The following is a 24286-nucleotide window of genomic DNA, read 5'->3' as shown; positions in this document are numbered from 1 at the left end:
GGAATCCAGTGGATTCCTGCGTCGGCGCTGATGACTTATTCCAAACCCTGGAAAAGCTACGAGGAGCAACTCGATCAACTTGTTTCTCGTGGCATGCTTGTCGGTGATCGTGCGCTGGCGCTTGATTACCTCGAGCGTATCGGCTACTACCGGCTGAGTGGTTACTGGTTTGCGTTTCGTGAGCGAAGCGGACCTTTGATCCTGCTTGGGGAAGACTGTCGAAAGCCTAAGAAAGTAAAGATCGAGACTTTGCTCTTCGATCAGTTCAAACCGGGCGCCACATTTCAGAACGCAGTTGATCTCTACGTGTTCGACAAGCAGTTGCGCTTACTCGCACTGGACGCGCTTGAGCGTATCGAAGTTGCTTTACGCGTTGACGTGTCCCATGTGCTTGGTCGGCTCGACAGGTTTGCCTATCTTAAGCCCGAGTACTTTCATGAGGACTTCAGTAGCAAACTGGATAAGAGTAGTGGCCTAACGCGACACCATGAGTGGCTCGGAAAGCATGCGCAACTGATCAACCGTTCGAAGGAAGAATTCGTCCGCCACAACAAGGAAAAATACGGATTGCCGTTGGCAATGTGGGTGGCATGCGAGGTATGGGATTTCGGTACGATGTCGACGTTGTTCCACGGAATGCGTGAAACTGAGCAGGATGCGATTGCCGGACAATATGGAATCAGTAACGGACGTATTTTCGCCACCTGGCTACGCAGTCTGAATTATCTGCGCAACGTATGCGCCCACCACAGCCGGTTATGGAATCGTAATATCGTCGATCAACCACGATTGCCCGCGACAACAGAACAGCCTTGGGTGATGTCGTTCGAGACGGACCAGCATGTCCGGGCCCGGTGTTTTTTGCTGCTGAGGATCACACGGCACTTAATGCGCGTCATCAACCCGCGTTCCAGCTGGCCGGAACGGATGAGAGCACATCTTCGCGCCTTCCCGAACTTATCTCATCTAGGACTCAACCTGGCGGGGATGGGTGTTCCGGAAGGTTGGGAAGCGGACTGGTAAAGTAGAAATAAAAAACCCTTCAGCAGCTTTCCCACCGAAGTGGAATCACCGAGAAGGGCCGTGTTATCTACAATTTTAACGAAAGTTGACGGCACGGTCAACTTCGACTCCGGATCCCGTCAGCTCAGCCTCTCCGCCAGATCCTGCGCCAACCCACACATGGTCAAAGTCGGATTCCACGACCCCGACGTCGGAAACAGCCCACCCCCGGTGACATAGACATTCCTGACCCCATGCGGCCGATAATCCAGCCCGACGACGGACGTGGCCGGATCCTCCCCGATCCACAACGACGACGCCTCGTGCACGATGATCGGCAGGCGGATCTGCTGCTTGCCCGGCCGGCGCGTCTGCCAGAAGCCCTGTTCCGGCGCGCCGCCTTCGATCCAGTATTCGATCTCGGGCGTCGCACCGCTGCCCCGGCTGGCCAGGGCGGCGATGGTCTGGTAGGTGGCTTCGTCCAGCACGTCCCACAGATGCTGTTCGCGCGGGCCGGCCTGCAGTTGCACGGTGATGTTCGTCGTCGGGTCGGGGCCGCCGTTCGGGCGGATCCAGTTGTCGGGATTGTTCTCGCCGACCTCGCCCAAGGTGGCGCACACGAACACGACATAGTCTTCCGAACCGGTCAGCTGCGCCATCGACGCGACGGCTGCGGCGTCCGGCGCCTCGTACGCGATGGTGGCGGCGTCGCCGGCCGGGTCGCTGGAGGCAAAGGCACTCACCTGCACGTGGTATTGCAGGCCCTGCTCATCCTTCCCGTGCAGGTATTGCGCGCCCAGTTCCAGCGCAGCGAGATCCTTGAACGCCGACCGTTTGACGCGCGCGATCACGTGCGACATGAAGTGGCCCGTGTAGCGCTTGCCGATGTTCGGCAGCTGGTCGCCGAAGGAGTTCATCAGCAGGGTCGCCGGCGGGATCGTCCCCATCGCCAGCACGATGCGCACATTGCCCACGCTTAGCGGGCCGCGGCTCGTGTAGAGCGCGGTGACAGTGCCCTGGCCGTCGTGCAGCAGCCGCTGGACGATGCACTGGTCGACGAGCGCCAGTTCCTGGCCGTGGCCATGGTCCGCGAGGGCCTGCTGGCGCTGCTGAAGGCCGAGCAGGGCGCCGACCGTCGAGTACTTGTAGAACTTCACACCTTGCCATTCGCTGTGGCCGACGGCCATCGGTGCCGGGAACGCGCCTTCGGCCGACGGCACGAAGCGCTTGAAGTTCTCGCGCAGGTTGGTGTCGAGCTGGCGCTGCAGGCTGCCATAGACGGTGTCGTCGATGCGGTCCGCCGTCGTCACGTGCAGGAAGGCGCGGGCACTGTCCCAGAAGCCAGGCTTGCGCGTGACGTCGACGAGCGCCTGCGGCCAGTCGCGCATCAGGTCCGGTTCCGGTGCCGGGCACCAGGCGCTCCAGTAGGTCGAGCGCCCGCCCAGCACGGGGATGTAGCCGGCCTGGAAGAACTTCGAGCCGGTCGTGGCCATCGCCGTGCTGCGCGTCCACGGATACGTCGTGCAGGGCGAGCTGGTGGCCTGGAAGGCCGCCGGCAGCATCTGGTAATGCACGGGCAGCCAGTAGCCGCCGCGCTCCAGCACGAGGATGCGCGCCTGCGGATTGCGCGCCAGCACGCGGTCGATGAATGCGACGGCGGTGGGGCCCGTACCGATGACGATGAAGTCGTACGGCGTCGCTTGCGCCTGCGCCCAGTCGGTCGTGAAGAAGGCGCTGGTCGCGATGCGGTCGGCGTCCGCCGTCTGCGGGCCCGGCACCGGGTAACCTTCGCTGATCCCGGCCGGCATGGCGCCCGCTTTCGTATAAAAGCGTTTGTAGTTGGTTGACATGGGGCCTCCTCTTATTTGCCCGCGCGCGGCGCGAGCGGCTTGCCGCGGAGGTCGAAACCGGCGAGACGGTGCGCCTTGCCGGTCGTTGCGGTGGACCACAGCGGGAGGGATTTGAAGGTCAGCACCATGTCGAAGTCGGCGGCGACGCTGCCGGCGTCCATCGGCACGTTGCCCTTGCGGTTCTGGAACCATTTCAGCCATTCCACCGAACCGGGGGGCGGCGACAGGAAGGCGGTATCGCTACCCTCGACCGGTACGGGGGCTTTCTTGTCCTTGGTCGACAGCGAGGGCAGCAGCCAGTGCGGCATGTCGTTGGCCTTCACGTTCCACTGGGCGGTGCTGTGACAGCCCATGCACGAGGAGTCCTGCGCATTCTTCACGATCTTCTGCTGGCCGCTTGCATCCTTGTAGCCGATGTCGTTCATGGCGCCGTCGTTCGGACCGGACAGGCGGTTGCCCCAGCCGAGCGTGGCGCTGCCGTACGCGGGCGCGGCCGGGTTGTTCCAGTTCTGCAGCAGGGGCGCGGCCGGGTTGACCGTACTGTTGGCCTGCGGGTCGTTACCCCATTGCGCGCCGAGCACGACCATCTGGTCCCAGATGCCGTTCGGGCCGGGCTTGGCGTTCTTGTCGTACACGAGTGTCGTGAAGACCCAGCCGGTGTCCGGGGCGGACTGGCTGTCCTTGACGATGATGTCGAACTGCATCAGGTACGTGTTCGTCACCTTCGGCGGCGGGGCGTCGTTGGGGTTGGGGTTGGCTGTGGCGTTGGTCGAGATGTACAGCGGCCAGGCCTGGGTGCCGGCCATCACGGGCCACACATCCGGCCCGGCGGTGACGAACGCGGCCTTGATGATCAGCGAACCTTCCGCGAACTGGGTGCTGGTGGGCGTGACGTTCGGCTTCATGCCGCCACCCGCCGTCCAGATGTGGTTCAGGGTCTGGGCGGCGACCTTGTCGTAGTAGGTCAGCACGTATGTCGTGATCGGCCGCTTCAGGCCGCTGGCGGCGAAGAGCGAGGCGTCCAGCGGGTTCGTGCCGACGTACATGCCGTGGATGGCTTCGCGTCCGCCGTACCTGAGGGCCGGTGAGGCACTGCCCAGCCATGGTTCGTTGTACCAGCCGCGCGCGGCGGCGTCCCAGTGCGTGTAGTCGAACAGCAGGGTCCGCATATCCTTGCCGACCGCCTCCTTCAGCGCCTGGGCGTACACGCTCGCGTTCTGGAGCGTGATCTGGCCGTTCTGGATGGCGTCGCGCCAGGGCATGGCCGGTGTTGCGGCCTTGGCGGGGTACGCGTGGCTGAGCTTGAACAACGGGCCGTTGTACTGGCTGGCCGGCGGCAGTGCGCCGTTGTTGTCCGCGTACGGTGTCGCGACCGGTGCGGCCGTCGCGGCCAGCGGGATCAGGCACAGGGCCAGGCTGAAGTATCCGGGTTTCATGCGATGCGTCCCCTTTCGTCGGTGGTTTGATTGCTTTGGGAAACTAACGCGCCGCAGGTGCCATAACTTTGAAGGAGCGCAAGAATTCCAATAATCAACACTGACGGAGGGCATTGCCATGCCGTCGGTTCGGATTTATCTGATTCCGATGTAGGCGACCACCGAGAAAACCACCGCGACGCATCGGCTTGCATGATTATCGTTATGTAATCAAGACGACATACTCGTCCACTATTCTCCCGGGCATTGCAATTTACTTCCTGGAGAGTTGACGCATGAACCCGAATCCCGACGTGTCCCGCCGCCGCCTGCTTCGCCTGATGGGCGCCACCCCGATGCTGCCGCTGGGCGCCGGCGGCGTGGCCGCTCTGCTGGCCGGCTGCGGCGGCGGCAGCGACAATGACACCCCGACGACCACCGCGCCGACGACGCCGGCCGTGACCCTCGCCAGCGTGTCGTTCGGTTCGATGACGGCGCCGACCCTGGCTGCCGCCGCGGCGATGGCGACGACGTCCGTCGGCTCGACGATGACGGTCAATTTCAGCGACAGCAGCAAGCTCGATTTCAAGCTGTCGTATCAACCGTTTTTCATCACGGGCGACATGGTCCCGAACGGCAGCGGCGGCACCATCCTCGCCGGCGGCTACTACGACATCAACAACAAGGCTATCGTCGACACCACCGTCGCCGGCAAGGAGCGCCAGTTCTTCTCGGACTCGCCGGACGGCACGTCGCTGCTGACGGTGCCGAACGCGAATGTGGCCGGCGTGAAGGGCAATCCGGTGTTCGCCGTCGTGCAGTTCGAGTACACGACGTGGGCGCAGGACGGCAAGACGGACATGTACGGCAAGCTGCCGTCGCCGATCGCCGTACTGACCCTCGACCAGGACAAGACCACCGGCAAGCTGACGCTCGTGAAGTACCACAACGTCGATACGTCCAGCGTCAACGGCCTGTGGATCACGTGCGGCGCCAGCCTGTCGCCGTGGGGCACGCACCTGTCGAGCGAGGAGTACGAGCCGAACGCCTACCTCGCGGCCACCGACGCGCAATTCAAGGCCTTCAGCAAGAACCTGTACGGCGACGAGACGAAGGCGAACCCGTACAACTACGGCCACCTGCCGGAAGTGACGGTCAACACGGACGGCACGGCGTCGATCAAGAAGCACTACTGCCTGGGCCGCATCTCGCACGAGCTGGTGCAGGTGATGCCGGACAACCGCACCGTGATCATGGGCGACGACGCCACCAACAGCGGCTACTTCGTGTTCGTGGCCGATAAAGAGAAAGACCTGTCCGCGGGCACGCTGTACGTGGCCAAGGTCGGCACCGGCTTCTCGCTGGACCCGGCCGCCGCCGCCGCACCGCTCACGTGGATCAAGCTCGGCGCCGCCACGAGCGCCGAGATCCGCTCGCTGGCCGCGTCGCTGAAACCGGCCGACATCATGGACGTCAAGACGACCGACCCGGCGGATGCGACCTACACGAAGGTCACCGCCAACGGCCGCGTCGAGTGGATCAAGGTGAAGGCCGGCATGGAAAAGGCGGCCGCGTTCCTGGAGACGCACCGCTACGCCGCCCTCGTCGGCGCGTCGATGGGCTTCACGAAGATGGAAGGCACCACCGTCAACATCAAGGACAAGATCGCCTACTCGGCCCTGCAGAACTGCCAGAGCTCGATGGTGGCCGGACACGCGCTGAACGTGCCGGGCAACGGCATCTCGATCCCGAAGGCGCTGAACGCGGGTGCTGTCATGATGCTGAACCTGAAGGGCGGCCAGAAGGACACGGCCGGCAATGCCATCAACAGCGAGTGGATGCCGGCGGATACGAAGCCGCTGCTGGTCGGCGAGGACATCGCCGCCGACGCCCTCGGCAACACGGCGAACCCGGACAAGGTGGGCAACCCGGACAACCTGAAGTTCTCGGAGAAGATGCGCACGCTGTTCATCGGCGAAGACAGCAGCCAGCACGTGAACAACTTCCTGTGGGCGTACAACGTCGACACGAAGCAGCTCGCGCGCCTGCTGTCCGTGCCGGCCGGCGGCGAGTCGACGGGCCTGCATGCCGTCGACGACGTCAACGGCTGGACCTACATCATGAGCAACTTCCAGCATCCCGGCGACTGGGGTGGCATCCACGCCAACGTCAAGGGCACGCTGGATCCGCTCATCAAGGCCAATTACAAGGACAAGTTCGGTGCGGCGGTCGGGTACCTGACCGGTGAGCTGGCGCAGTTCAAGCTGGCCAAGGCGTAACCGTAGACCGCTAACTGTTGAACCGTCATCCCCGCGAAGGCGGGGATCCAAGTTGAGTGTGCGGCCACGCAGCCAGAAATTGGGCCCCCGCCTTCGCGGGGGCGACGTTCCGGGGCCGCAGGCCGCTCAAAACAGCGCCACGAACTCCCGCGCCGCGGAATACTGATCCGGCGCCTGCACCACACTGCTGATCGCCGCGACCATATCGGCCCCGCGCGACACGAGCGGCCGCGCGTTCGCCGCCGTCATTCCGCCGATGACGACCACCGGCACGCACAGGCTGGCCTTGGCCTGCAGGACGATGTCCGGCGGCGTCGTCACCGCATACTTCTTCACGAGCGACGGGTAAAATCCGCCGAACGCGACATAGCTCGCGCCCGCGCCCTGCGCGCGGCGCGCCAGTTCCAGGTCGCCGTAGCACGACGCGCCCACGATCTTGTCCGGGCCGACGAGGCCGCGCACGGCCGCCACCGGTGCATCGAGGCCGCCCACGTGGATGCCGTCCGCATCGAGCTCCGTGCACAACATCACGTGGTCGTTGATGATCAGCGGCCGGCCGTTGCGGCGGCACAGCGCGAGCAGGGCGGATGCCTGTTCGCGGCGCAGCTCAGGTCCCGCATCCTTGTGGCGGTACTGGATCAGCGCGGCGCCGGCGCGCAGCGCCTGTTCCGTCACCTCCAGCAGGCGGTCGGTGTCGTCCCAGTTCGGGGTCACCAGGTACAAACCTCGCATTTTTGTTCTCCTATGGATAGATGCGGCGCGGGATGCGCTGGCCCGGCGCGATGGCGTAGGCATGCGCGAGCGTCCGGTCGCAGTAGCGCTGGCCCAGTTCGAGCGCCTGCGCCATCGTGTCGCCCAGCGCCAGGCGCGCCGCGATGCTCGATGCGAGCGTGCAGCCGCTGCCGTGGAATTCGCCGCGCAGCCGCGGCCAGCGCCATTCGCGCGCGCCGGCGGCCGAGAGCCAGCGGTTGACGACATCGACACCGTCGGCGTGGCCGCCCGTAACCAGCACGTGAGGGCAGGGCAGGTCGGCCCCCGTCGTGGAGATGCCCAGCGCCGCCGCTTCCGGCAGGTTCGGCACGACCAGCGTCGTCACGGCCAGCAGCGGCGCCAGCGCGGCCAGCGCATCGCCGCGCGCCAGGCTGTCGCCGCGGCCGCTGGCCAGCACCGGGTCGAGGACGACCGGCAGCCCGGCCCGGCGCACGCGCAGCATGCGCACGATGCCGGCGATGGCTTCCGCGTTTTCCCGGTTGCCGGGGATGCCGATCTTCACCGCGTGGATGGGCATCGTGTCGGCCAGCACGGCGGCCTGGCGCAGCAGCAGGCCCGCGTCGACGGGCACCACTTCGCGCACGGCGTTGTTGTCCTGGACCGTCAGCGCCGTCACGAGCGGCAGCGCGTGCGCGCCCTGGGCCGAAATCGCTTCGATGTCGGCCTGGATGCCGGCGCCGCCCGACGGATCGAGGCCGGCGCACACGAGGACGCAGGGCCGCAGGGCCGCGTCCATCAGATCCGGCCCGCCATCGGCGACGACGGCGACGCCGCGAACTTGCGCGGCATGCGGCCGGCGAGATACGCTTCGCGGCCCGCTTCCACGGCGAGACGCATCGCACCGGCCATGCGCACGGGATCCTTGGCGCCGGCGATGGCGCTGTTCATCAGCACGCCGTCGCAGCCCAGTTCCATCGCGATGGCCGCATCCGACGCCGTGCCGACGCCCGCGTCGACGATCACCGGTACCTGCGTCTGCTCGATGATCAGCGACAGGTTCCACGGATTCAGGATGCCCATGCCGGAACCGATCAGCGACGCGAGCGGCATGATCGCGGCGCAGCCGATGTCTTCCAGCATGCGTGCCTGGATCGGGTCGTCGCTGCAATAGACCATCACGTCGAAGCCGTCGCGCACCAGTTCGCGCGCGGCGATCAGCGTCTCCGGCATGTTCGGGAACAGCGTCTTCTCGTCGCCCAGCACTTCCAGCTTGACGAGCTTGTGGCCGTTCAGCAGTTCGCGCGCCAGCTGCAAGGTGTACACGGCGTCGTTCGCGTTGTAGCAGCCCGCCGTGTTGGGCAGGATGGTCCAGCGCGACGGCGGCACCACGTCGAGCAGGTTCGGTTCGTTCGCGTTCTGGCCGATGTTCACGCGGCGGATCGCCACCGTGATGATGTCGGCGCCCGATGCTTCGGTCGCTGCGCGGGTCTGTTCCAGGTCGCGGTATTTGCCGCTGCCCACCAGCAGGCGCGAGTTGTATGCCTTGCCGGCGATGACCAAAGGCCGGTCCGCTTGGGTCGTACTTGTCATGTTGTGCTCCGTATCGTTGAGGATCAGCCGCCGCCGATGGCGCGCACCACGTCCACGCGGTCGCGCGCCTGCAAGGGCGTGTCGCGCCAGCGCTCGCGCGGGACGACCTGGCGGTTCACGGCCAGCGCGAGCTTCTGTCCCGCGAGGCCCAGCGATTCCACGAGGTCGTGCAGGCTGGCCTGCGCCGGCAGCGTGTGCGCGGCGCCGTTCAGTTCGATCTCGACCATCCCCTTATTCCTTGTGATACAGCTCGGCGCCACGCTTCATGAACTCGACGGCCTTCACCTGCATGCCCTGTTCCAGCGCGGCGTTCGCGGCGATGCCCTGGCCGGCCGCGTAGTCGCGCACTTCCTGCGTGATCTTCATCGAGCAGAAGTGAGGACCGCACATCGAGCAGAAGTGCGCCACCTTGGCGGAATCCTTGGGCAGGGTCTCGTCGTGGAAGGAACGCGCCTTGTCCGGGTCGAGGCCCAGGTTGAACTGGTCTTCCCAGCGGAATTCGAAGCGGGCTTTCGACAGCGCGTTGTCGCGGATCTGCGCGCCCGGATGGCCCTTGGCCAGGTCGGCCGCGTGCGCCGCGATCTTGTACGTGATGATGCCGTCCTTGACGTCGTCCTTGTCGGGCAGGCCCAGGTGCTCCTTCGGCGTGACGTAGCACAGCATCGCCGTGCCGTACCAGCCGATGTTGGCCGCGCCGATGCCGGACGTGATGTGGTCGTAGCCCGGTGCGATGTCGGTGGTCAGGGGCCCCAGCGTGTAGAACGGCGCCTCGTGGCACTGCTCCAGCTGCAGGTCCATGTTTTCCTTGATGAGCTGCAGCGGCACATGGCCCGGACCCTCGATCATCACCTGCACGTCGTGCTTCCACGCGATCTGCGTCAGCTCGCCGAGCGTCTTCAGTTCGGACAGTTGCGCTTCGTCGTTGGCGTCGTAGATCGAGCCGGGGCGCAGCCCGTCGCCCAGGCTGAACGCGACGTCGTACGCCTTCATGATCTCGCAGATCTCTTCGAAACGCGTGTACAGGAACGATTCCTTGTGGTGGGCGAGGCACCACTTGGCCATGATCGAGCCGCCGCGCGAGACGATGCCCGTCAGGCGGTTCGCCGTCATCGGCACGTAGGCCAGACGCACGCCGGCGTGGATGGTGAAGTAGTCGACGCCTTGCTCCGCCTGCTCGATCAGCGTGTCGCGGTAGATTTCCCAGGTCAGGTCCTCGGCCTTGCCGTTCACCTTTTCCAGCGCCTGGTACAGCGGCACCGTGCCGATGGGGACGGGGCTGTTCCGGATGATCCATTCGCGCGTCTCGTGGATATGCTTGCCGGTCGACAGGTCCATCACGGTGTCGCCGCCCCAGCGCGTGGCCCACGTCATCTTCTCGACTTCCTCGCCGATCGACGACGTCACGGCCGAGTTGCCGATGTTCGCGTTGATCTTCACGAGGAAGTTGCGGCCGATGATCATCGGTTCCGATTCCGGGTGGTTGATGTTGTTCGGCAGGATGGCACGGCCCTTCGCGATCTCCTCGCGCACGAATTCGGGCGTGATCTCGCGCGGGATGCTGGCGCCGAACGACTGGCCCGGATGCTGGCGGCCGATCATCTGCGCCATGCGCTTGCCCGTGGGGCCGGCAGCTTCCATGGCGGCGAGGTACTCCTGGCGGCGCAGGTTTTCGCGGATGGCGACGTATTCCATCTCGGGCGTGATGATGCCCTGGCGCGCGTAATGCATCTGCGTGACGTTGCGCCCAAGCACGGCGCGGCGCGGCTTGCGCTGCAGATTGAAACGCAGCTCGGCCAGCTTCGGGTCGCTCAGGCGTTCGACGCCGTAGTGCGACGACGGGCCGGCCAGTTCTTCGGTGTCGCCGCGCTCGCGGATCCAGTCGGCGCGCAGCGCGGGCAAGCCCGAGCGGATGTCGATGGCGGCGTCCGGATCGGTGTACGGGCCGGACGTGTCGTAGACCCACACCGGCGGGTTCGGTTCATGGCCGAAGGACGCGGGCGTGTCGGACTGGGTGATCTCGCGCATCGGCACGCGGATGTCCGGGCGGCTGCCCGTCACGTAGACCTTGCGGGAATTGGGCAGCGGCGCGACAGCGGCGGCGTCGACGGTGGCGCTGGCGGAGAGGAATTTCGGATCGGCGTTCAAGTGTACTCCTTGTTGGTCACTGAAGATCGGCGATCCAGCTTAAGGAGTACGAAGATGCGTAGTGCGAACGAACGTGCACGTAGACTTTTCGAGCTTCCCTTCGCTGGCATTATCCAGATCAGGTTCGGAGGGTATTTCTCACCCACGCCATCGATGACGGCGCAGGACCCCTAGCATTGGTGTCGTTTCGTGCAGGCCACGAAACGACGGGACGGAGTGTACGCGGGTTTTTTGGGATTGGCAAACAGGAACCGCGGTGTGGATTGGTGCATACTATCGGCCTGTCTCTCCAGATCCCATCAGAACGAACCGATCCATGGCCCTGCTCACCCATCTGCTCCTGTACCCGATCAAATCCTGCGCCGGCATCGCCGTCCGGTCCGCCACCGTGCTCGAATCCGGTCTGTTCGCACTGGGCGTGCACGACCGCGAATGGATGCTGGTGACGGAAGACGGCCAGTTCCTCACGCAGCGCGAGCATCCGCGCATGTCGCTGATCCGGCCGCTGCCGGACGGCGCCGCGCTGCGCGTCCATGGGCCCGGCATGGATCCGCTGGTGCTGCCGCTCGCCTGGGACGAGTCCGCGCCGAAACGCACGGTGAAGATCTGGGACGACACGGTGGACGCCGCCGATTGCGGCGACGCGGCGGCCGACTGGTTTTCAAACGCGGTGCAAGCCCCGTGCCGCCTCGTGCGTTTCCACCGCGACGTCGTGCGCCCGACGAGCACCAAGTGGACGGATGGCGTGGAAGCGCAGACGCGCTTCGCCGACGGGTATCCGCTGCTGCTGATCGGCCAGGCGTCGCTGGACGACCTGAATGCGCGCCTCGTCGCGGCCGGCCGCCATACGCTGCCGATGGACCGCTTCCGCCCGAATCTCGTCGTCGACGGCCTCGATGCCTGCGAAGAGGATTTCCTGGCGACGCTCACGATCGGCGACCTGGCGATCCGTCCCGTGAAGCCGTGCGCGCGCTGCCCGATCCCGTCCATCGACCAGGCGACGGGTGTCCGCGGACCGGATCCGCTCGACATCCTGCAGACCTACCGCGCCAATCCGCGCATGGAAGGTGCCGTGTGCCTGGGCATGAATTGCATCGTGACGTCGGGGGCCGGCCGCGAGCTGCATCTCGGGCAGGAATTGACGACCGAGATCGCCTTTTAATCGAACGTCGCCAGCATCTCGAACGGGTAAATGCCCCGCCGATGCCCATCGCTGAACGTCAGGTTCAGCGCATAGGCACCGACAGGTTCGATGGCGGCCAGGCGCACGCCGGCATCTTCCCGGATGTCGATCCCGGCCCGCCGCTGCGCACGGCATTCGGAACACGGACACAGGGCGCGCAGCCGCGCGTGCGTGACGCTGGCGCTGCGGCCGTCCGGCCAGTGCAGCGCCAGCACGCCCTGCGCGGCGTGGTTCTCGATGGTCTCCGGCAGCGCCGTCATGCCTGCGCCCCGATCTGCTGGAGCGCGAGCCGCACCGACTTGCGCACTTCCGGATCCGGGTCGCTTTCCGCCGCGCGCAACGCGGGCAGGGCGGCCGGCGAGCCGATTTCGCCCAGCGCCAGCGCCGCTTCCTTCCTCAAATTGCTGATCGTGTGCGTGAGCGCGGCGGTCAAGCCGGGCAGCGCATCGATGTTGCGCAGGCGGCCCAGGCTGCGGGCGGCGCGCAGGCGCACCTGCCAGTAGGCGTCGTCCAGCGCGGCGATGAGGGCCGGCGCCGCGTCGCGCAGGCGCAGCTTGCCGAGCGTCGTCGCCGCTTCCTCGCGCACCTGCCAGGCCTGGTCGGACAGGGCAGCGAGCAGGGCGACCAGTACGGCCGGCGTCTCTTCGGCAAAGCCCAGCGCACCCGCGGCGGCGCGCCGGACTTCCGGCACCGGGTCCTGGATCGCCAGCCGCGTCAGTGCATCGACTCCATCGAGACGTTTCAGGTAACCCAGCACGGTCACCGCTTCGCGCCGCACGAGCGGGTCGGCATCGCCGAGTGCCGCCAGCGCGGGCGCAAAACTGTCCGGCACGCGCAGCTCGCGCACGCCGCGCAGCGCGGCCGCGCGCACGAACGGATCGTCGGTCGCGATGAACGGCAGCAGTTCCTGCGCCGATTCCGGCAGCTTCAGTTCGGAGAGGCTCTGGGCCGCGGCGGCGCGCACGTCGGCATCCTCGTCCGACAGCAGGCGCGCAAGGCCGCGCACGGTCGCCGGCGACTCGAAGGCTTCCAGCGCCCGTGCGGCTTCCGTGCGCACGACGGCGGCATCGTCGCCGAGCGCGGCCAGCAGCAGCGGCACGTGGGCATCGCCGTCCAGGTCGGCCAGGTCCATCAAGGCGATGCGCCGCACCGTGGCGTCATCGTCCTGCAGGCGTTCGGCCAGTTCGGCGAGTTCGGGGTCGTCGTAAAAATCGGAAGTCACGGTATGTCCTTGCATGGCAGAGTTCAGAGAGGGCCCAGTGGGCTCAGGCGTGCGAGCGGCGTGATGCTGGCCTGCGGGTGCAGCAGGTCCAGGCAGTGGCGCTTCAGGCGCGTGAAGTGGCTCGACGTCATGACGTCGGGATGGCGCGGGCGTTCGAAGTCGAGGCGGATCTCGTCGATGATGCGGCCTGGCCGCGGGCTCATCACGAGGATGCGGTCGGCGAGGAACAGCGCTTCGTCGATGTCGTGCGTGATGAAGATGATCGTCGTGTTCACGCGCGCCCACACGTCCAGCAGCAGTTCCTGCATTTTCAGGCGCGTCTGCGCGTCGAGTGCGCCGAACGGTTCGTCCATCAGCATCACGCGCGGATGGTTGATCAACACGCGCGCGATTTCGACGCGCTGCTGCATGCCGCCCGACAGCTGGATCGGGTAGCGGTCCTCGAAGCCGGCAAGGCCCACGAGGCCCAGCAGCTCGCGCGCCCGTTCGCGCCGCTCGTGCCGGCCCACGCCCTGCATCTTGAGACCGAAGGCGACGTTGTCGAGCACCTTCTTCCACGGGAACAGCGTGTGCTGCTGGAAGACGAGGCCGCGGTCCGGATGCGGCCCGGCGACGGGCGCGCCGTCGACGTGGATGCTGCCGCGGCTCGGCGTCCAGTGGCCGGCCAGCGCGCCGAGCAGGGTCGACTTGCCGCAGCCCGAGGGACCCAGCACGCACACGAATTCGCCCGGTGCGATGGACAGCGACACGTCCTGCACGGCGTCGAACGCCTGCGATCCCTCGCCGAGGCGGATGCCGAGTTTGTCGATCTCGATGGCGCCGCCCTGCGCGAGTTGCGCGCGCTCGAAGTTGGTGGTCTGGTTCATCGTTTTTTCCTCTGCATGTGGTACCAGGGCATGGCGAGATCGCCGATCTTTTTCACGAGCGCGCTGCTGCCCATGCCGATGACGCCGATGAACAGCATGCCGACGACGATGTCCGGATAGTTCTGGATCGTGTACGCGGCCCACGTGTAATAGCCGATGCCGAACTGGCCGGAGATCATCTCCGCCGTCACGAGGCAGAACCATGCCGTGCCCATGCCGATCGACAGGCCCGTGACGATGTTCGGTGCGGCCGCCGGCAGGATCACTTCCGAGAAGATGGTCCAGCGGCCGGCGCCGAGGCTGCGCGACGACGCGACCAGGCGCGGGTCGGCGCCTTCCACGCCGTGGACCGTGTTCAGGAGAATCGGGAACAGCGCACCGATGAACGTGATGAACACCATCGACAATTCCGATGACGGGAACATCAGGATCGCCAGCGGGATCCACGCGACGGCCGGGATCGGGCGCAACATTTCCAGCGGCGGCAGCAGCACGTCTTCCAGCACGCGCGAACGGCCGATGAACAGACCGAGCCCGATGCCGACGATGCCCGCCGCCACGAAGCCGGCGAACACGCGCCACACGCTGGCCTTCAGGTGCAGCGCCAGCTTGGGCGATTCGAGCAGGGTCGTCGCGGCGTCCAGCACGTCCTTCGGCGACGGCACGTTCTGGAACGTGATCAGGCCGAGGTCGAGGTGGTGCATTGAAGCCCACTGCCAGGCCGCCACGCAGGCGACGAGCGACAGTGCGCGCAGCAGCAGGCGGCCCGCGCGGCGCAGCAGGGCCGGGTCGAGTGTGCGAGGGGCGGTTGTGTCCATTGAGGCTCCTGGGTTACTGGAATAGGAACGCTGCGTTTGAACGTCGTTCCCGCGGAGGCGGGAACCCAATTTCTTCGACTACGGCCGCAAAACTTGGATCCCCGCCTGCGCGGGGATGACGAATCATCCGCTAACGGGTATTGGCATCAGATCGATTTCCCGCCCTTGAGCGTATCGAAGTCGACGACTTTCCCTTTGACCTTCGCCGCCTGCGTCTGCGCATCCGCCTTCAGCAGATAGGCGCTGACGTCCTTGCCGTCGGCCGCGACGACGAACCACGCGTCGCCCGCCAGCAGTTTCAGGCCCGAGCCCTGGTCGTGGGCATACACGGTACGTACCTTCTTGCCTGCCTGTTCCAGTTTGCGCAGTTCGGCGATGGCGGTGGTGGCGCTCGCGTAGTGGCGCACGAGCGGCTCGCCCTGGACCCAGATCTGCGTGAGGTGGCGGAAGTCCGCGATCGGCTTGCCCGTTACCGCATCCTTCGCCTTCAGCGGCAGCTTCTCGTAGTTCTTCAACTGCATGTCGTAGTCCAGGCCCGCCTGTTTGAACGCGGTGCGGAGGTACGAGTCGTCGATGAAGCTGTTGACGTCGATGTCGGAATCCGTGCGCTTCAGAAGCCGCAGGGTCTCGATCGACGTTTTCACGGCCTGGCGGTATTCCGGCTTCCACGTGAAGTCGCGCGTTTGCAGGCCCACCGGGCCGTGGAACAGGTAGTTCACTTCCGCTTCGATGCCCGTCACTTTCGCGATCAGCTCACTGTATTTTTCCGGCTCGGCCGCGATCAGGCGGTCCGCTTCGATGGCGGCGCGCAGGTAGGCGACGACGATTTCCGGGTACTTCTTCGCATAGGCCGCGTCGACGAGGCTGCCGTGCATCGTCGGCGCCTGGGCCTGCGAGCCGTCGTAGATCTTGCGGGCGAAGCCGCGGTGCGGGAACAGTTCGGCGAACGGGACGAAGTCGGCGTGCGCGTCGACCTTGTTGCTTTGCAGGGCGGAGCCGGCGACTTCCGGGGCCTGCGTCGTGATGTTCACGTCCTTTTCCGGATCCCAGCCTTGCGCCTTCACGGCGCGCAGCAGCATGCCGTGGGCGGTGGAGGCGAACGGCACGGAGATCGTCTTGCCCTTCAGTTCCGCCAGCGATTGCACGGGCGAGTTCTTCGGCACGACGATGCCGTTGCCGGAACCGAGCGTGCTGCCCGACAGGACGGTGATGAAGATGCTCTTCTTGCCCGCCTTGGCGTGCGCGGCGCCGTTGAAGGAGCCGGGGAAGTCGGCCATCGAGCCGAGGTCCAGCTTGCCGGCCACCATCTCGTTCGTCAGCGGTGCGCCCGACGTGAAGTTCTTCCACTCGATGTCGTACTTGACGTCCTTGTACTTGCCGTCGTGCGGCAGGTATTTTTCCAGCAGGTGCAGCTCGCGGATCAGCAGGCCGCCGGTGGCGCAGTTGATGGTCGTGTCCTGCGTGCCGATGGCGACACGGATGGTTTCGGCCGCGTTGGCGGAACCGAAGGCGAGCAGCAGGGACAGGGCAAGGAATTTCATTTATTGTTCTCCGTTGGATGGTTCAGCGCAGCAGTTATCGAAGCAAATAAGGGATATCGACGTGGACGGCACCCGTGGGGCAATCCTTCTCGCACGGCATGCAGTACCAGCATTCGTCGAACTTCATGTAGGCCTTGCCCTTGACCATGTCGATGGCCAGCACGTCGAGGGGGCACACGTCCACGCACACGGTGCAGCCCTTGTGTGCGATGCATTTGTCTTCGTCGACGGTGACGGGGACGCTGGTGATGTTGATGGTGGTCGGCATGAGGTTCTCCTGGTCAGGCCGCGAGGGCTTCGGTCTTGTGCACGCGCAGGCGGCGGTAGGCGTCCTTCTCGTTGTCGTCGAGCGGAACGATGTACGGGGCGATCGGGCGCTTGAAGCAGGTCATCTCGCCATCCTGCTTCTTGAGCTGCACGTGCACGAACCAGTCGGCATCGTTGCGCTGCGGGTAGTCGACGCGGTTGTGGTACAGGCCCCAGCGGCTCTCCGTGCGGTACAGCGACGCGCGCGCGGCCATCTCGGCGCAGTCGCGGATCGCGTGGATCTCCATCGCGCGCATCAACTCGTGCGGATTCCTCGCCTGGAGGCGATCCAGGTCGGCGCGGATCATCTCGAAGCGCTGCAGGCCGATCTCCATCTTGCGCGTCACCTTCGGCGGCTGCAGGTAGTCGTTGACCATGCGGCGCAGCTTGTACTCGACCTGGTTCGGCGGCAGCCCGTCCTCGCGCGCCAGCGGTGCCCACACGCGCTCGCGCTCAAGCGCGACCTGGGCCTCGTCGACGGCGGGCAGCTCGTGCGCCGCGCAGTACGCGGCCGCGCTCTCGCCGGCCAGGCGGCCGTAGACGAAGGCGCCCAGCATGTAGTTATGCGGGACGCAGGCGAGGTCGCCGGCCGCGTGCAGGCCGGGCACCGTCGTGCGCGCATGCTCGTCGACCCACACGCCGGACGCCGAGTGACCGCTGCACAGGCCGATCTCGGAAATGTGCATCTCGACCATCTGCTCGCGGTAGTCCGTGCCGCGGCCTTCGTGGAAGCGGCCGCGGCTCGGGCGCTCGTTCGTGTGCAGGATCGTCTCGATGGTCTGGATGGTTTCCTCGGCCAGATGGTTCATCTTGAGGAAGACGGGGCCGTTGCCGCCCTGGAGTTCGTCGTAGAACTCCTGCATCATCTGGCCGCTCCAGTAATCGCATTCGATGAAGCGCTCGCCCTTCGCATTGGTCGTGTGGCCGCCGAACGGGCCGGTGACGTACGCGCAGGCGGGGCCGTTGTAATCCTTGATCAGCGGGTTGATCTGGAAGCATTCGATGCCGGACAGCTCGGCGCCCGCGTGGTAGGCCATGCTGTAGCCGTCGCCCGCGTTGGTCGCGTTTTCGTAGGTGCCGAACAGATAGCCCGACGCCGGCAGGCCGAGACGGCCGGCGGCGCCCGTCGCCAGCACGACGGACTTTGCGCGGATCACGTGGAAGTCGCCCGTGCGGCAGTCGAAGGCCATCGCGCCCGCGATGGAACCATCTTCGGCCGTCAGCAGGCGGGTGGCGACGAGGCGATTGGTGATCTCGACGCGTGCCCGTTTCAGGCGGCGGTACAGCACCTTCTTGATGTCGTGGCCCTCGGGCATCGGCAGCACATAGGTGCCCATGTGGTGGACCTTGCGCATCGCGTAGTCGCCCGTCTCGTCCTTCTCGAACTTCACGCCCCAGCTGTCCAGCTCCTGGATCATCGCGTAGCTGTTCTGCGCATACGCCATCACGGTGGCCTGGTTGACGATGCCGTCGTTGGCGATGGTGATCTCCTTGACGTACTGTTCCGGCGTCGCGAAGCCCGGCACGACGGCGTTGTTGAGGCCGTCCATGCCCATCGAGATGGCGCCGCTGCGCTTGACGTTGGCCTTTTCCAGCAACAGCACGCGCAGCTGCGGGTTCGCTTCCTTGGCTTTCACGGCGGCCATCGGGCCGGCCGTGCCGCCGCCGATCACGAGCACGTCGACGGTTTGAATATGCGTTTCCATATCGGGTTCCTGGTTCAAAAATGGGTGTCAGGGGTGGCGCGGCAGGCGCAGGGCGTACTGGAAGGCTTCGCCGCGGACGTACAGGTATTCGAAGTCGAGCGGCACGCCGTCCGCCGTCCACGTGAGGCGCTCGATGCGCAGCAGCGCGGCACCCGGTTCCACGCGCAGCGCCTGCGCCAGCGCGACATCCGCGTTGATGGCACCGATCTGGATGTCTGCGTGGCCCAGCGTGATGCCATAGTCGGCTTCCAGGATCAGGAAGATGTCGCGCTCCGCGAGATTCTCGCCGCGCAGGCGCTCGCCGATCGCGGGCGGCAGGTACGTGATCTCGAACGACACCGGCTCGCGGTCGAGCCAGCGCACGCGGTGGATCTCCGTCACCGGCGCGCCCGGCGCCACGCGCAGCCGCGCCGCCACAAGGGGCGATGCCTCGACGAGCGCGTGCTTCACGACGCGGTTGACGATCCGGTGGCCCTTGCGCGACATCGCTTCGCCGAAGCCTTCCAGCCGCGCCAGTTCCTGGCTCGGGCGGGTCTCCGCGACGAACGTCCCCTTGCCGGGCACCTTGACGATCACGCCTTCCTTCTGCAGGTCGCCCAGCGCCTGGCGCACGGTGATGCGGCTCACGCCGAGGAGGGTGCCGATCTCGCTTTCGGACGGCAGCCGGGCCTGCGGGGCGTAGGTGCCGTCGACGATGCGTTCGCGCAGCCGTTCACGGACTTGCGAATACAGCGGGATGGCGGATGGTTCGATGGCGCGTAAGGTGGCGATGGTCATGGTCTGGTATGTCCTGTCATGACAAGTCATGATTGCAAGGATGGTATCGACGAGCACTCCCCGCTGGAACGAATGGTTTCGCGCTTGTTAATTTGGAAAACGCCTGAGTCGGTGGGCGTATATCGATATGCGGCGGATGCGTTAGACTGCGCGGATGCATTCCCTGATCGTCCTGCTCCATGGCGTAGGCCAAACTCCCGCCGACATGGCGCCGCTGGCCGACCTGGTCACCGCGCACGACCCGCAAGCGCGCGTCGTCGCGCCGCCCGCCGCCCACCCCTGCGACCGCGGCGGCGCGGGTTTCCAATGGATGTCCGTCGCCGGCATCACGGAAGAAAACCGTCCGGGCCGCATCCGCGCCGCGCTGCCGGCATTCGTCGCGACCATCGAAGACTTACAGCGCACGCATGGCGTGGGCGCGGAACAGACGGTGCTGGCGGGCTTTTCGCAAGGCGCGATCATGGCGCTGGCCGCATGCCAGGACCGCTATCTGGCGCGCCACGTCGTCGCCATCGCGGGACGCTGCGCGCCGCTGCCGGACGTTTGGGAGCGGCGCACGGCCGTCACGCTCGTGCACGGCCGCATGGACCGGACGGTGCCCGTGCAGCACAGCGAACGGATGTTCGAGCGCCTCGCCGCGCTCGGGGCGGACGTGCGGCTGGACCTCGTGCCGCGTGCCGTCCACCTGCTGGCATCGCCGCTGCTGGAACGGGCCCGGGACGCGGTGCACGCAACAACAAGATGACATCTTGGCAATGTTGTTGGCCTTACCTCATCATTTTCGTTTTCAAGCCGCGTAAGTTCGCGTAAATTAGGGTTTCTTGCTGAAGGGGAACCACACATGCACGAGCGCGGCGCCAGTGTGCGCGAACTCATCGCCGAGAACGAGGCCTTGCGCCGCCAGTTGGCCAGCCTGATGGACCAGGCCGAGGGCAACCACGCCATCATGATGCGGCACCAGGCGTTCGACCTGGAAATCGTCGGCGCAAGCACCTTCACAGAACTGGTCGGTACCATCTTCCGCCTGCTGCCCGTGGTCTCCGACCTCGACGCCGTCACCCTGTCGCTCGTCGACACGGGCGCCGACATCTATACCGTCATGCACAAGCTGGGCGTGGATTTCGAGGCGTTCCCCAATCTGCTGTTCCATGAAAACGCCGACGGACTCGGCTACGACCTGTCCGCCGGCCGCACGCCGAAACCGCGGATGTTACCGTTCGACGCGGCCACGCAACGTCACGCCTTTCCGCATCCTCCGGCGGGCCTGGCCAGCGTGGCGATGGTGCCGCTGCTGCGGAATAAACGGCTGATCGGCAGCCTGAACCTGGGCAGCCGCGACCCGGGCCGCTTCACGCCGCTGCTCGGGACGGACTTCGTCGAGCACATGGCGTCGATCATCGCGATCTGCCTGGAGAACGTGATCAGCAACGAGATGCTGAAGTACATCGGCCTGACCGATGCGCTGACGGGCGTCTACAACCGCCGCTACATGGACCGCCGCATCGTCGAGGAGATTTCCCGGGCGCGGCGCCAGGCGTACCGGCTGTCGTGCATGTACATCGACATCGACTGGTTCAAGCAGGTCAACGACACGTACGGCCACCTGGCCGGCGACGACGTGCTGCGCGAAGTCGCGGCGCGTATCAAGGCGGAGCTGCGCATGACGGATGCGCTGGGCCGCTTCGGCGGCGAGGAATTCGTCGTGCTGCTGATCGATGCGGACCTGGGCAGCGCGAGCATGGTCGCCCAGCGCATCCGCGCCAGCGTGGCGGAGAAGCCGTTCGTGATGCCTGAAGGGGAGACGCTGGCCGTGTCGGTGTCGATCGGCGTGGCGACCCTCGACGATTTCGAGCGGGACCATGCGATCGAGGGCGTGGCGCAGCAGCTCGTCGCGCAGGCCGACCAGGCGCTCTATCAAGCCAAGGAAGGTGGACGCAACCGCGTCGTCGCCCGGGCTTGATACGCTTGACCGTTACAGTCCGACGGGAACAGCGATCCTGCCTTCCAGATAAAACACACACGCGCCTTCCAGCTCGACACGGTCTCCGACCAGCCGGCACGTCAGTTCGCCACCCCGCGGTGACGCCTGGAATGCGCGCAGTTCACGCTTTCCCAAACGTGTACTCCAGTACGGCGCAAGTCCGCAGTGCGCTCCGCCGGTCACCGGGTCTTCCGGTATGCCTTTGGTTGGAGCGAAATATCGGCTCACACAATCCCATCGCTGGTCTCCCTGCGCGGTGACGACGACGCCGGGGCGGTCGAGCCGTGCGATCGCAGTCATGTCGGGTGCCAGGCTGCGTACCGCCGCCATCTCGCGCAGTACTGCGATGTAATTAAAACCGTCGTCGAGTGTCTCCACCGGCTCGATGCCCAATGCTTCCGCCAACCCCTCCGGAACTGGTATCGATCGCGGCACACGCACCGGAAAATTCATCACGTACCGTTCGCCCAGGCGCTTCACGGTCAGGGGCCCGCTCGCCGAATCGAACGTCACCGTCGTGCGTCCCGGCTGCAGCCGCTCCATTACAACCGCGGCGCTGGCAAGCGTCGCATGGCCACACAGCGGGACCTCGACCGTAGGCGTGAACCAGCGCAGGCGGTAATTGCCATTGTCCGGGACCAGGAAGGCAGTTTCGGGGACGTTGTTTTCGGCAGCAATCCGATGCAGCAGCCCATCGTCCGGAAACGTCTCCATCAAGATCACGGCAGCCGGGTTTCCCCAAATAGCTGGCTGGTGAATGTGTCGACTTGGAAGATTGGCAAACTCATGACTGACCTGTTCATACGCTCGAGAGATAACGGCGCGCGCCAGCCACCGCGCGCAGGCGTTCGTCAAGATAGGTGCTCACGCGGGGATGCTGGCTGATGGCGACGTTGAAGCGGATGTGCTGGTCGGGCGTGTCGTTGGCCGAGAACGCGGCGCCGCGCATCATCACGATCTTGTTGCGGTAGGCGTCCTGCACCAGCAAGTCGACGTCCAGCCCTTCGGGCATGGTGCCCCACAAGAAAATGCCTGCGTCGCCGGGCTGCTCGAACAGCACGCCGGCCGCGCTCAGTTGCCGGGTGCTGGCGTTGCGCGCCGCCATGATCTTGCGTTGCAGCCGCTCCAGGTGCTTGCGCAGGTTGCCGGCCTTGAGCACTTCCAGCAGAACGTATTCGTTCAACGCCGGTAACGTCATGATGGCGTGGATCTTGGTTCGCATTAACAGCTTCAGCAAGGCGGGCGCCGCCGCCAGGTAGCCCATGCGCAGGGCCGGGCTCAGCGCCTTGCACAGGCTGGAGTAGTAAATCACACCATCCAGCCCGGACAGCGATGCCAGCCGCGTGCTGTGGCCATGCTGGAAATGGCCGTGCACGTCGTCTTCGGCGATCAGGAAGCCGTACTGCTGCGCCATGATCAGCACCTTGTGCAGATTGGTGGCGCTGCTGCTCCACCCGGTGGGATTGTGCAAAGCCGTTTGCACGAACAGCAGGCGCGGACGGTGGGCGCGGCAGGCAGCTTCCAGTTCGTCGAGGTCGAGGCCATCGGGGCGGCGCTTGATGGGCACCAGGCGCACGCCGTCCTGGCGCAGCCGGCCGAACATCAGGAAGTATCCCGGATCCTCGACCAGCACCGTATCGCCGGGCTGTAGAAAGGTGCGGCAGATCAGGTCGATTGCATGGGTGCCGCCGAAGGTGGTGAGGACGTGGCTGGCGTCCGCAGCGATGCCGATGCCGCGCAACAGCAACGCGATCTGCTCGCGCAGTTCGGCCAGCCCTTGCGGCGGACAGCGCGAGGCCATGCCGGCCGCGCTGCGCGCCAGGCCACGTTGCACGGCGGCCGCCGGCAGCGCGTCCTGCAGCCAGGTGGGCGGCAAGGCGCCGCTGCTGGCCAGCAGCACGCCCGGCCGCTGGTCGTTGGCCTGCTGGATCAGCCAGACCGGCTCCTGCTCCTGGCCCGCCTCGAGCGCAACCTCGTCGGGAACGGCGCGGCCGGCGTCGGCCGGTGCGCGGACGAAGAAGCCCGCGGTGCCGTGCGTATCGATGACGCCTGCGGCCACCAGCCTGTCGTAAGCCATCACCACGGTGTTGGTGCTGACCGAGAGCTGCGTGGCGAGCTGGCGGATCGACGGCAGCCTGGTCCCGCCAGGCAGGACGCGTTGCGCGATCTGCTGGCGCAATGCGGCCTCGATCTGCTCGAACAGGGCGATGGGTGAGGAGCGGTCGATGGGGAACATCGTGGGAGTCTAGCGTAAACACATCACGGCGAGGACCACCAGGATGGTCCCCATCGCCAGGTTGAAGATGCGCTGGCTGCGGGACGCCTTCAGCACGCTGCGGATCGAGACGCCGAACAGCGCCCACATGACGCTGCACGGCATGCCCACCATGGTGCCGATCATGGACACCAGCAGCGCGCTGGCGAGCATGTTGCTCTGCGCAGGCATGAAGACCGATGCGATGGTGATCGCCTTGAGCCAGCTCTTGGGGTTCAGCGCCTGGAACAGCGCCGCCTGCGTAAAGGACACGGGCTTCGGTGCGCCGGTGCCTGCCACCGAGGCGCCGGCAAGCTTCCAGGCCAGGAACATCAGGTACAGCGCACCCGCGATCCGCAGTACCTGCTGCGCCATCGGGTACGCGACGAACAGGCTGCCCAGCCCCGCGCACACGAGCATGGTCTGCACAAAGATACCGGCCTGGATGCCGAGGATAACCGGCAGCGCACCGCGATAGCCGAAACTGGCGCCCGTGGTGGCAAGCATGACGTTGTTCGGCCCGGGCGTGGCGGACATCACAAGGCAATAGCTCATCAGAGGCAGGAGTTCGGTCATGGCAGGCAGTCCCAACGTGGAGAAGGCCCCAGTCTAGAAGCACGGCACGGCAGGGACAAGGCAC

23 protein-coding genes and 1 riboswitch are annotated in these 24286 nt (G+C 65.9%); of the genes, 5 read left to right on the top strand and 18 right to left on the bottom strand.

All coding sequences use genetic code 11. The features are described 5' to 3' along the window. The first annotated feature begins 30 nt into the window (after positions 1 to 30). Positions 31 to 1023: an Abi family protein gene (locus tag P0M04_RS06770; RefSeq protein ID WP_259448179.1), complete on the top strand. Its 993-nt coding sequence runs from the start codon at positions 31 to 33 to the stop codon at positions 1021 to 1023. Positions 1024 to 1142: 119 nt separating this feature from the next. On the opposite strand, the gene P0M04_RS06765 is transcribed toward P0M04_RS06770, so the two are convergent. Next, complete coding sequence (locus P0M04_RS06765; RefSeq protein WP_259448178.1) at positions 1143 to 2852, bottom strand: GMC oxidoreductase; 1710 nt, start codon at positions 2850 to 2852, stop codon at positions 1143 to 1145. 11 nt (positions 2853 to 2863) lie between these two features. Beyond that, a complete protein-coding gene (locus P0M04_RS06760) occupies positions 2864 to 4288 on the bottom strand; it encodes a hypothetical protein (RefSeq protein ID WP_259448177.1) in 1425 nt (474 codons plus the stop codon). 275 nt (positions 4289 to 4563) lie between these two features. Here P0M04_RS06760 and P0M04_RS06755 point away from each other — a divergent pair, with 275 nt between their 5' ends. Beyond that, the gene (locus tag P0M04_RS06755) at positions 4564 to 6546 is read left to right on the top strand and encodes a PhoX family protein (RefSeq protein WP_259448176.1); all 1983 of its coding nucleotides are present in this window, start codon (positions 4564 to 4566) and stop codon (positions 6544 to 6546) included. Positions 6547 to 6672: 126 nt separating this feature from the next. Here the strand turns inward: P0M04_RS06755 and thiE are convergent, their stop codons facing one another. Genes thiE through thiC form a run of 5 tightly spaced genes read right to left on the bottom strand, consistent with a single transcriptional unit; the run spans position 6673 to position 10992 of the window. Beyond that, entirely contained in the window at positions 6673 to 7278 is a 606-nt protein-coding gene (gene thiE / locus P0M04_RS06750) for a thiamine phosphate synthase (protein WP_259448175.1), read from the bottom strand. Positions 7279 to 7288: 10 nt separating this feature from the next. After that, positions 7289 to 8053, bottom strand: a complete 765-nt coding sequence (gene thiD, locus P0M04_RS06745; protein ID WP_259448174.1) for a bifunctional hydroxymethylpyrimidine kinase/phosphomethylpyrimidine kinase — start codon at positions 8051 to 8053, stop codon at positions 7289 to 7291. Then, positions 8053 to 8847, bottom strand: coding sequence for a thiazole synthase (locus P0M04_RS06740; RefSeq protein WP_259448173.1), 795 nt, complete (start codon positions 8845 to 8847; stop codon positions 8053 to 8055). Before P0M04_RS06740 ends, thiD begins: the two co-directional genes overlap by 1 nt. Positions 8848 to 8870: 23 nt before the next feature. Further along, positions 8871 to 9074, bottom strand: a complete 204-nt coding sequence (gene thiS / locus P0M04_RS06735) for a sulfur carrier protein ThiS (RefSeq protein WP_105378838.1) — start codon at positions 9072 to 9074, stop codon at positions 8871 to 8873. A 4-nt stretch (positions 9075 to 9078) separates the two neighbouring features. Next, positions 9079 to 10992: a phosphomethylpyrimidine synthase ThiC gene (gene thiC, locus P0M04_RS06730; RefSeq protein ID WP_259448172.1), complete on the bottom strand. Its 1914-nt coding sequence runs from the start codon at positions 10990 to 10992 to the stop codon at positions 9079 to 9081. 78 nt (positions 10993 to 11070) lie between these two features. Beyond that, a riboswitch (TPP riboswitch) is annotated at positions 11071 to 11174 on the bottom strand. 134 nt (positions 11175 to 11308) lie between these two features. On the opposite strand from thiC, the gene P0M04_RS06725 reads away from it, so the two are divergent. Further along, positions 11309 to 12154 carry an MOSC domain-containing protein gene (locus P0M04_RS06725; RefSeq protein WP_259448171.1) on the top strand — a complete coding sequence of 282 codons (846 nt, stop codon included), beginning with the start codon at positions 11309 to 11311 and terminating at the stop codon, positions 12152 to 12154. Here P0M04_RS06725 and P0M04_RS06720 read toward each other — a convergent pair. From P0M04_RS06720 to P0M04_RS06685, 8 genes are all read right to left on the bottom strand, one after another. After that, on the bottom strand, positions 12151 to 12435 hold the full coding sequence (locus tag P0M04_RS06720; protein ID WP_259448170.1) for a DUF971 domain-containing protein: 285 nt from the start codon (positions 12433 to 12435) through the stop codon (positions 12151 to 12153). The two genes, P0M04_RS06725 and P0M04_RS06720, sit on opposite strands and share 4 nt — an antisense overlap. After that, positions 12432 to 13397, bottom strand: a complete 966-nt coding sequence (locus tag P0M04_RS06715) for a HEAT repeat domain-containing protein (RefSeq protein WP_259448169.1) — start codon at positions 13395 to 13397, stop codon at positions 12432 to 12434. The genes P0M04_RS06720 and P0M04_RS06715 overlap by 4 nt, the downstream gene beginning before the upstream one ends. Positions 13398 to 13420: 23 nt before the next feature. Then, positions 13421 to 14263: an ABC transporter ATP-binding protein gene (locus P0M04_RS06710; protein WP_259448168.1), complete on the bottom strand. Its 843-nt coding sequence runs from the start codon at positions 14261 to 14263 to the stop codon at positions 13421 to 13423. Then, positions 14260 to 15081: an ABC transporter permease gene (locus tag P0M04_RS06705; RefSeq protein WP_259448167.1), complete on the bottom strand. Its 822-nt coding sequence runs from the start codon at positions 15079 to 15081 to the stop codon at positions 14260 to 14262. The genes P0M04_RS06710 and P0M04_RS06705 overlap by 4 nt, the downstream gene beginning before the upstream one ends. Before the next feature lie 146 nt (positions 15082 to 15227). Further along, positions 15228 to 16622, bottom strand: coding sequence for an ABC transporter substrate-binding protein (locus tag P0M04_RS06700; protein WP_259448166.1), 1395 nt, complete (start codon positions 16620 to 16622; stop codon positions 15228 to 15230). A 34-nt stretch (positions 16623 to 16656) separates the two neighbouring features. Next, positions 16657 to 16890 carry a 4Fe-4S dicluster domain-containing protein gene (locus tag P0M04_RS06695; protein WP_036238885.1) on the bottom strand — a complete coding sequence of 78 codons (234 nt, stop codon included), beginning with the start codon at positions 16888 to 16890 and terminating at the stop codon, positions 16657 to 16659. Between the two features lie 13 nt (positions 16891 to 16903). Continuing rightward, positions 16904 to 18634, bottom strand: a complete 1731-nt coding sequence (locus tag P0M04_RS06690) for a fumarate reductase/succinate dehydrogenase flavoprotein subunit (RefSeq protein ID WP_259448165.1) — start codon at positions 18632 to 18634, stop codon at positions 16904 to 16906. Positions 18635 to 18661: 27 nt separating this feature from the next. After that, complete coding sequence (locus P0M04_RS06685; protein ID WP_259448164.1) at positions 18662 to 19411, bottom strand: GntR family transcriptional regulator; 750 nt, start codon at positions 19409 to 19411, stop codon at positions 18662 to 18664. A 154-nt stretch (positions 19412 to 19565) separates the two neighbouring features. Here P0M04_RS06685 and P0M04_RS06680 point away from each other — a divergent pair, with 154 nt between their 5' ends. Beyond that, positions 19566 to 20156, top strand: coding sequence for a prolyl oligopeptidase family serine peptidase (locus tag P0M04_RS06680; protein ID WP_259448163.1), 591 nt, complete (start codon positions 19566 to 19568; stop codon positions 20154 to 20156). A 96-nt stretch (positions 20157 to 20252) separates the two neighbouring features. Then, complete coding sequence (locus tag P0M04_RS06675) at positions 20253 to 21371, top strand: GGDEF domain-containing protein (RefSeq protein ID WP_259448162.1); 1119 nt, start codon at positions 20253 to 20255, stop codon at positions 21369 to 21371. 12 nt (positions 21372 to 21383) lie between these two features. Here P0M04_RS06675 and P0M04_RS06670 read toward each other — a convergent pair whose 3' ends face one another. The 3 genes from P0M04_RS06670 to P0M04_RS06660 form a co-directional block, all read right to left on the bottom strand. Next, positions 21384 to 22106, bottom strand: coding sequence for a PhzF family phenazine biosynthesis protein (locus P0M04_RS06670; RefSeq protein WP_281042386.1), 723 nt, complete (start codon positions 22104 to 22106; stop codon positions 21384 to 21386). 85 nt (positions 22107 to 22191) lie between these two features. Then, positions 22192 to 23628, bottom strand: a complete 1437-nt coding sequence (locus P0M04_RS06665; RefSeq protein WP_259448160.1) for an aminotransferase-like domain-containing protein — start codon at positions 23626 to 23628, stop codon at positions 22192 to 22194. Positions 23629 to 23637: 9 nt separating this feature from the next. Further along, positions 23638 to 24201: a LysE family translocator gene (locus P0M04_RS06660; protein WP_259448159.1), complete on the bottom strand. Its 564-nt coding sequence runs from the start codon at positions 24199 to 24201 to the stop codon at positions 23638 to 23640. Between the last annotated feature and the right edge of the window lie 85 nt (positions 24202 to 24286).

Origin of the sequence: Telluria mixta (genome assembly GCF_029223865.1) — a bacterium.
In the GTDB taxonomy this organism is placed as follows: Bacteria; Pseudomonadota; Gammaproteobacteria; order Burkholderiales; family Burkholderiaceae_D; genus Telluria; species Telluria mixta.
Note: the sequence above shows the minus strand (reverse complement) of the source record. Positions and strands in the feature narration are given on the sequence as shown.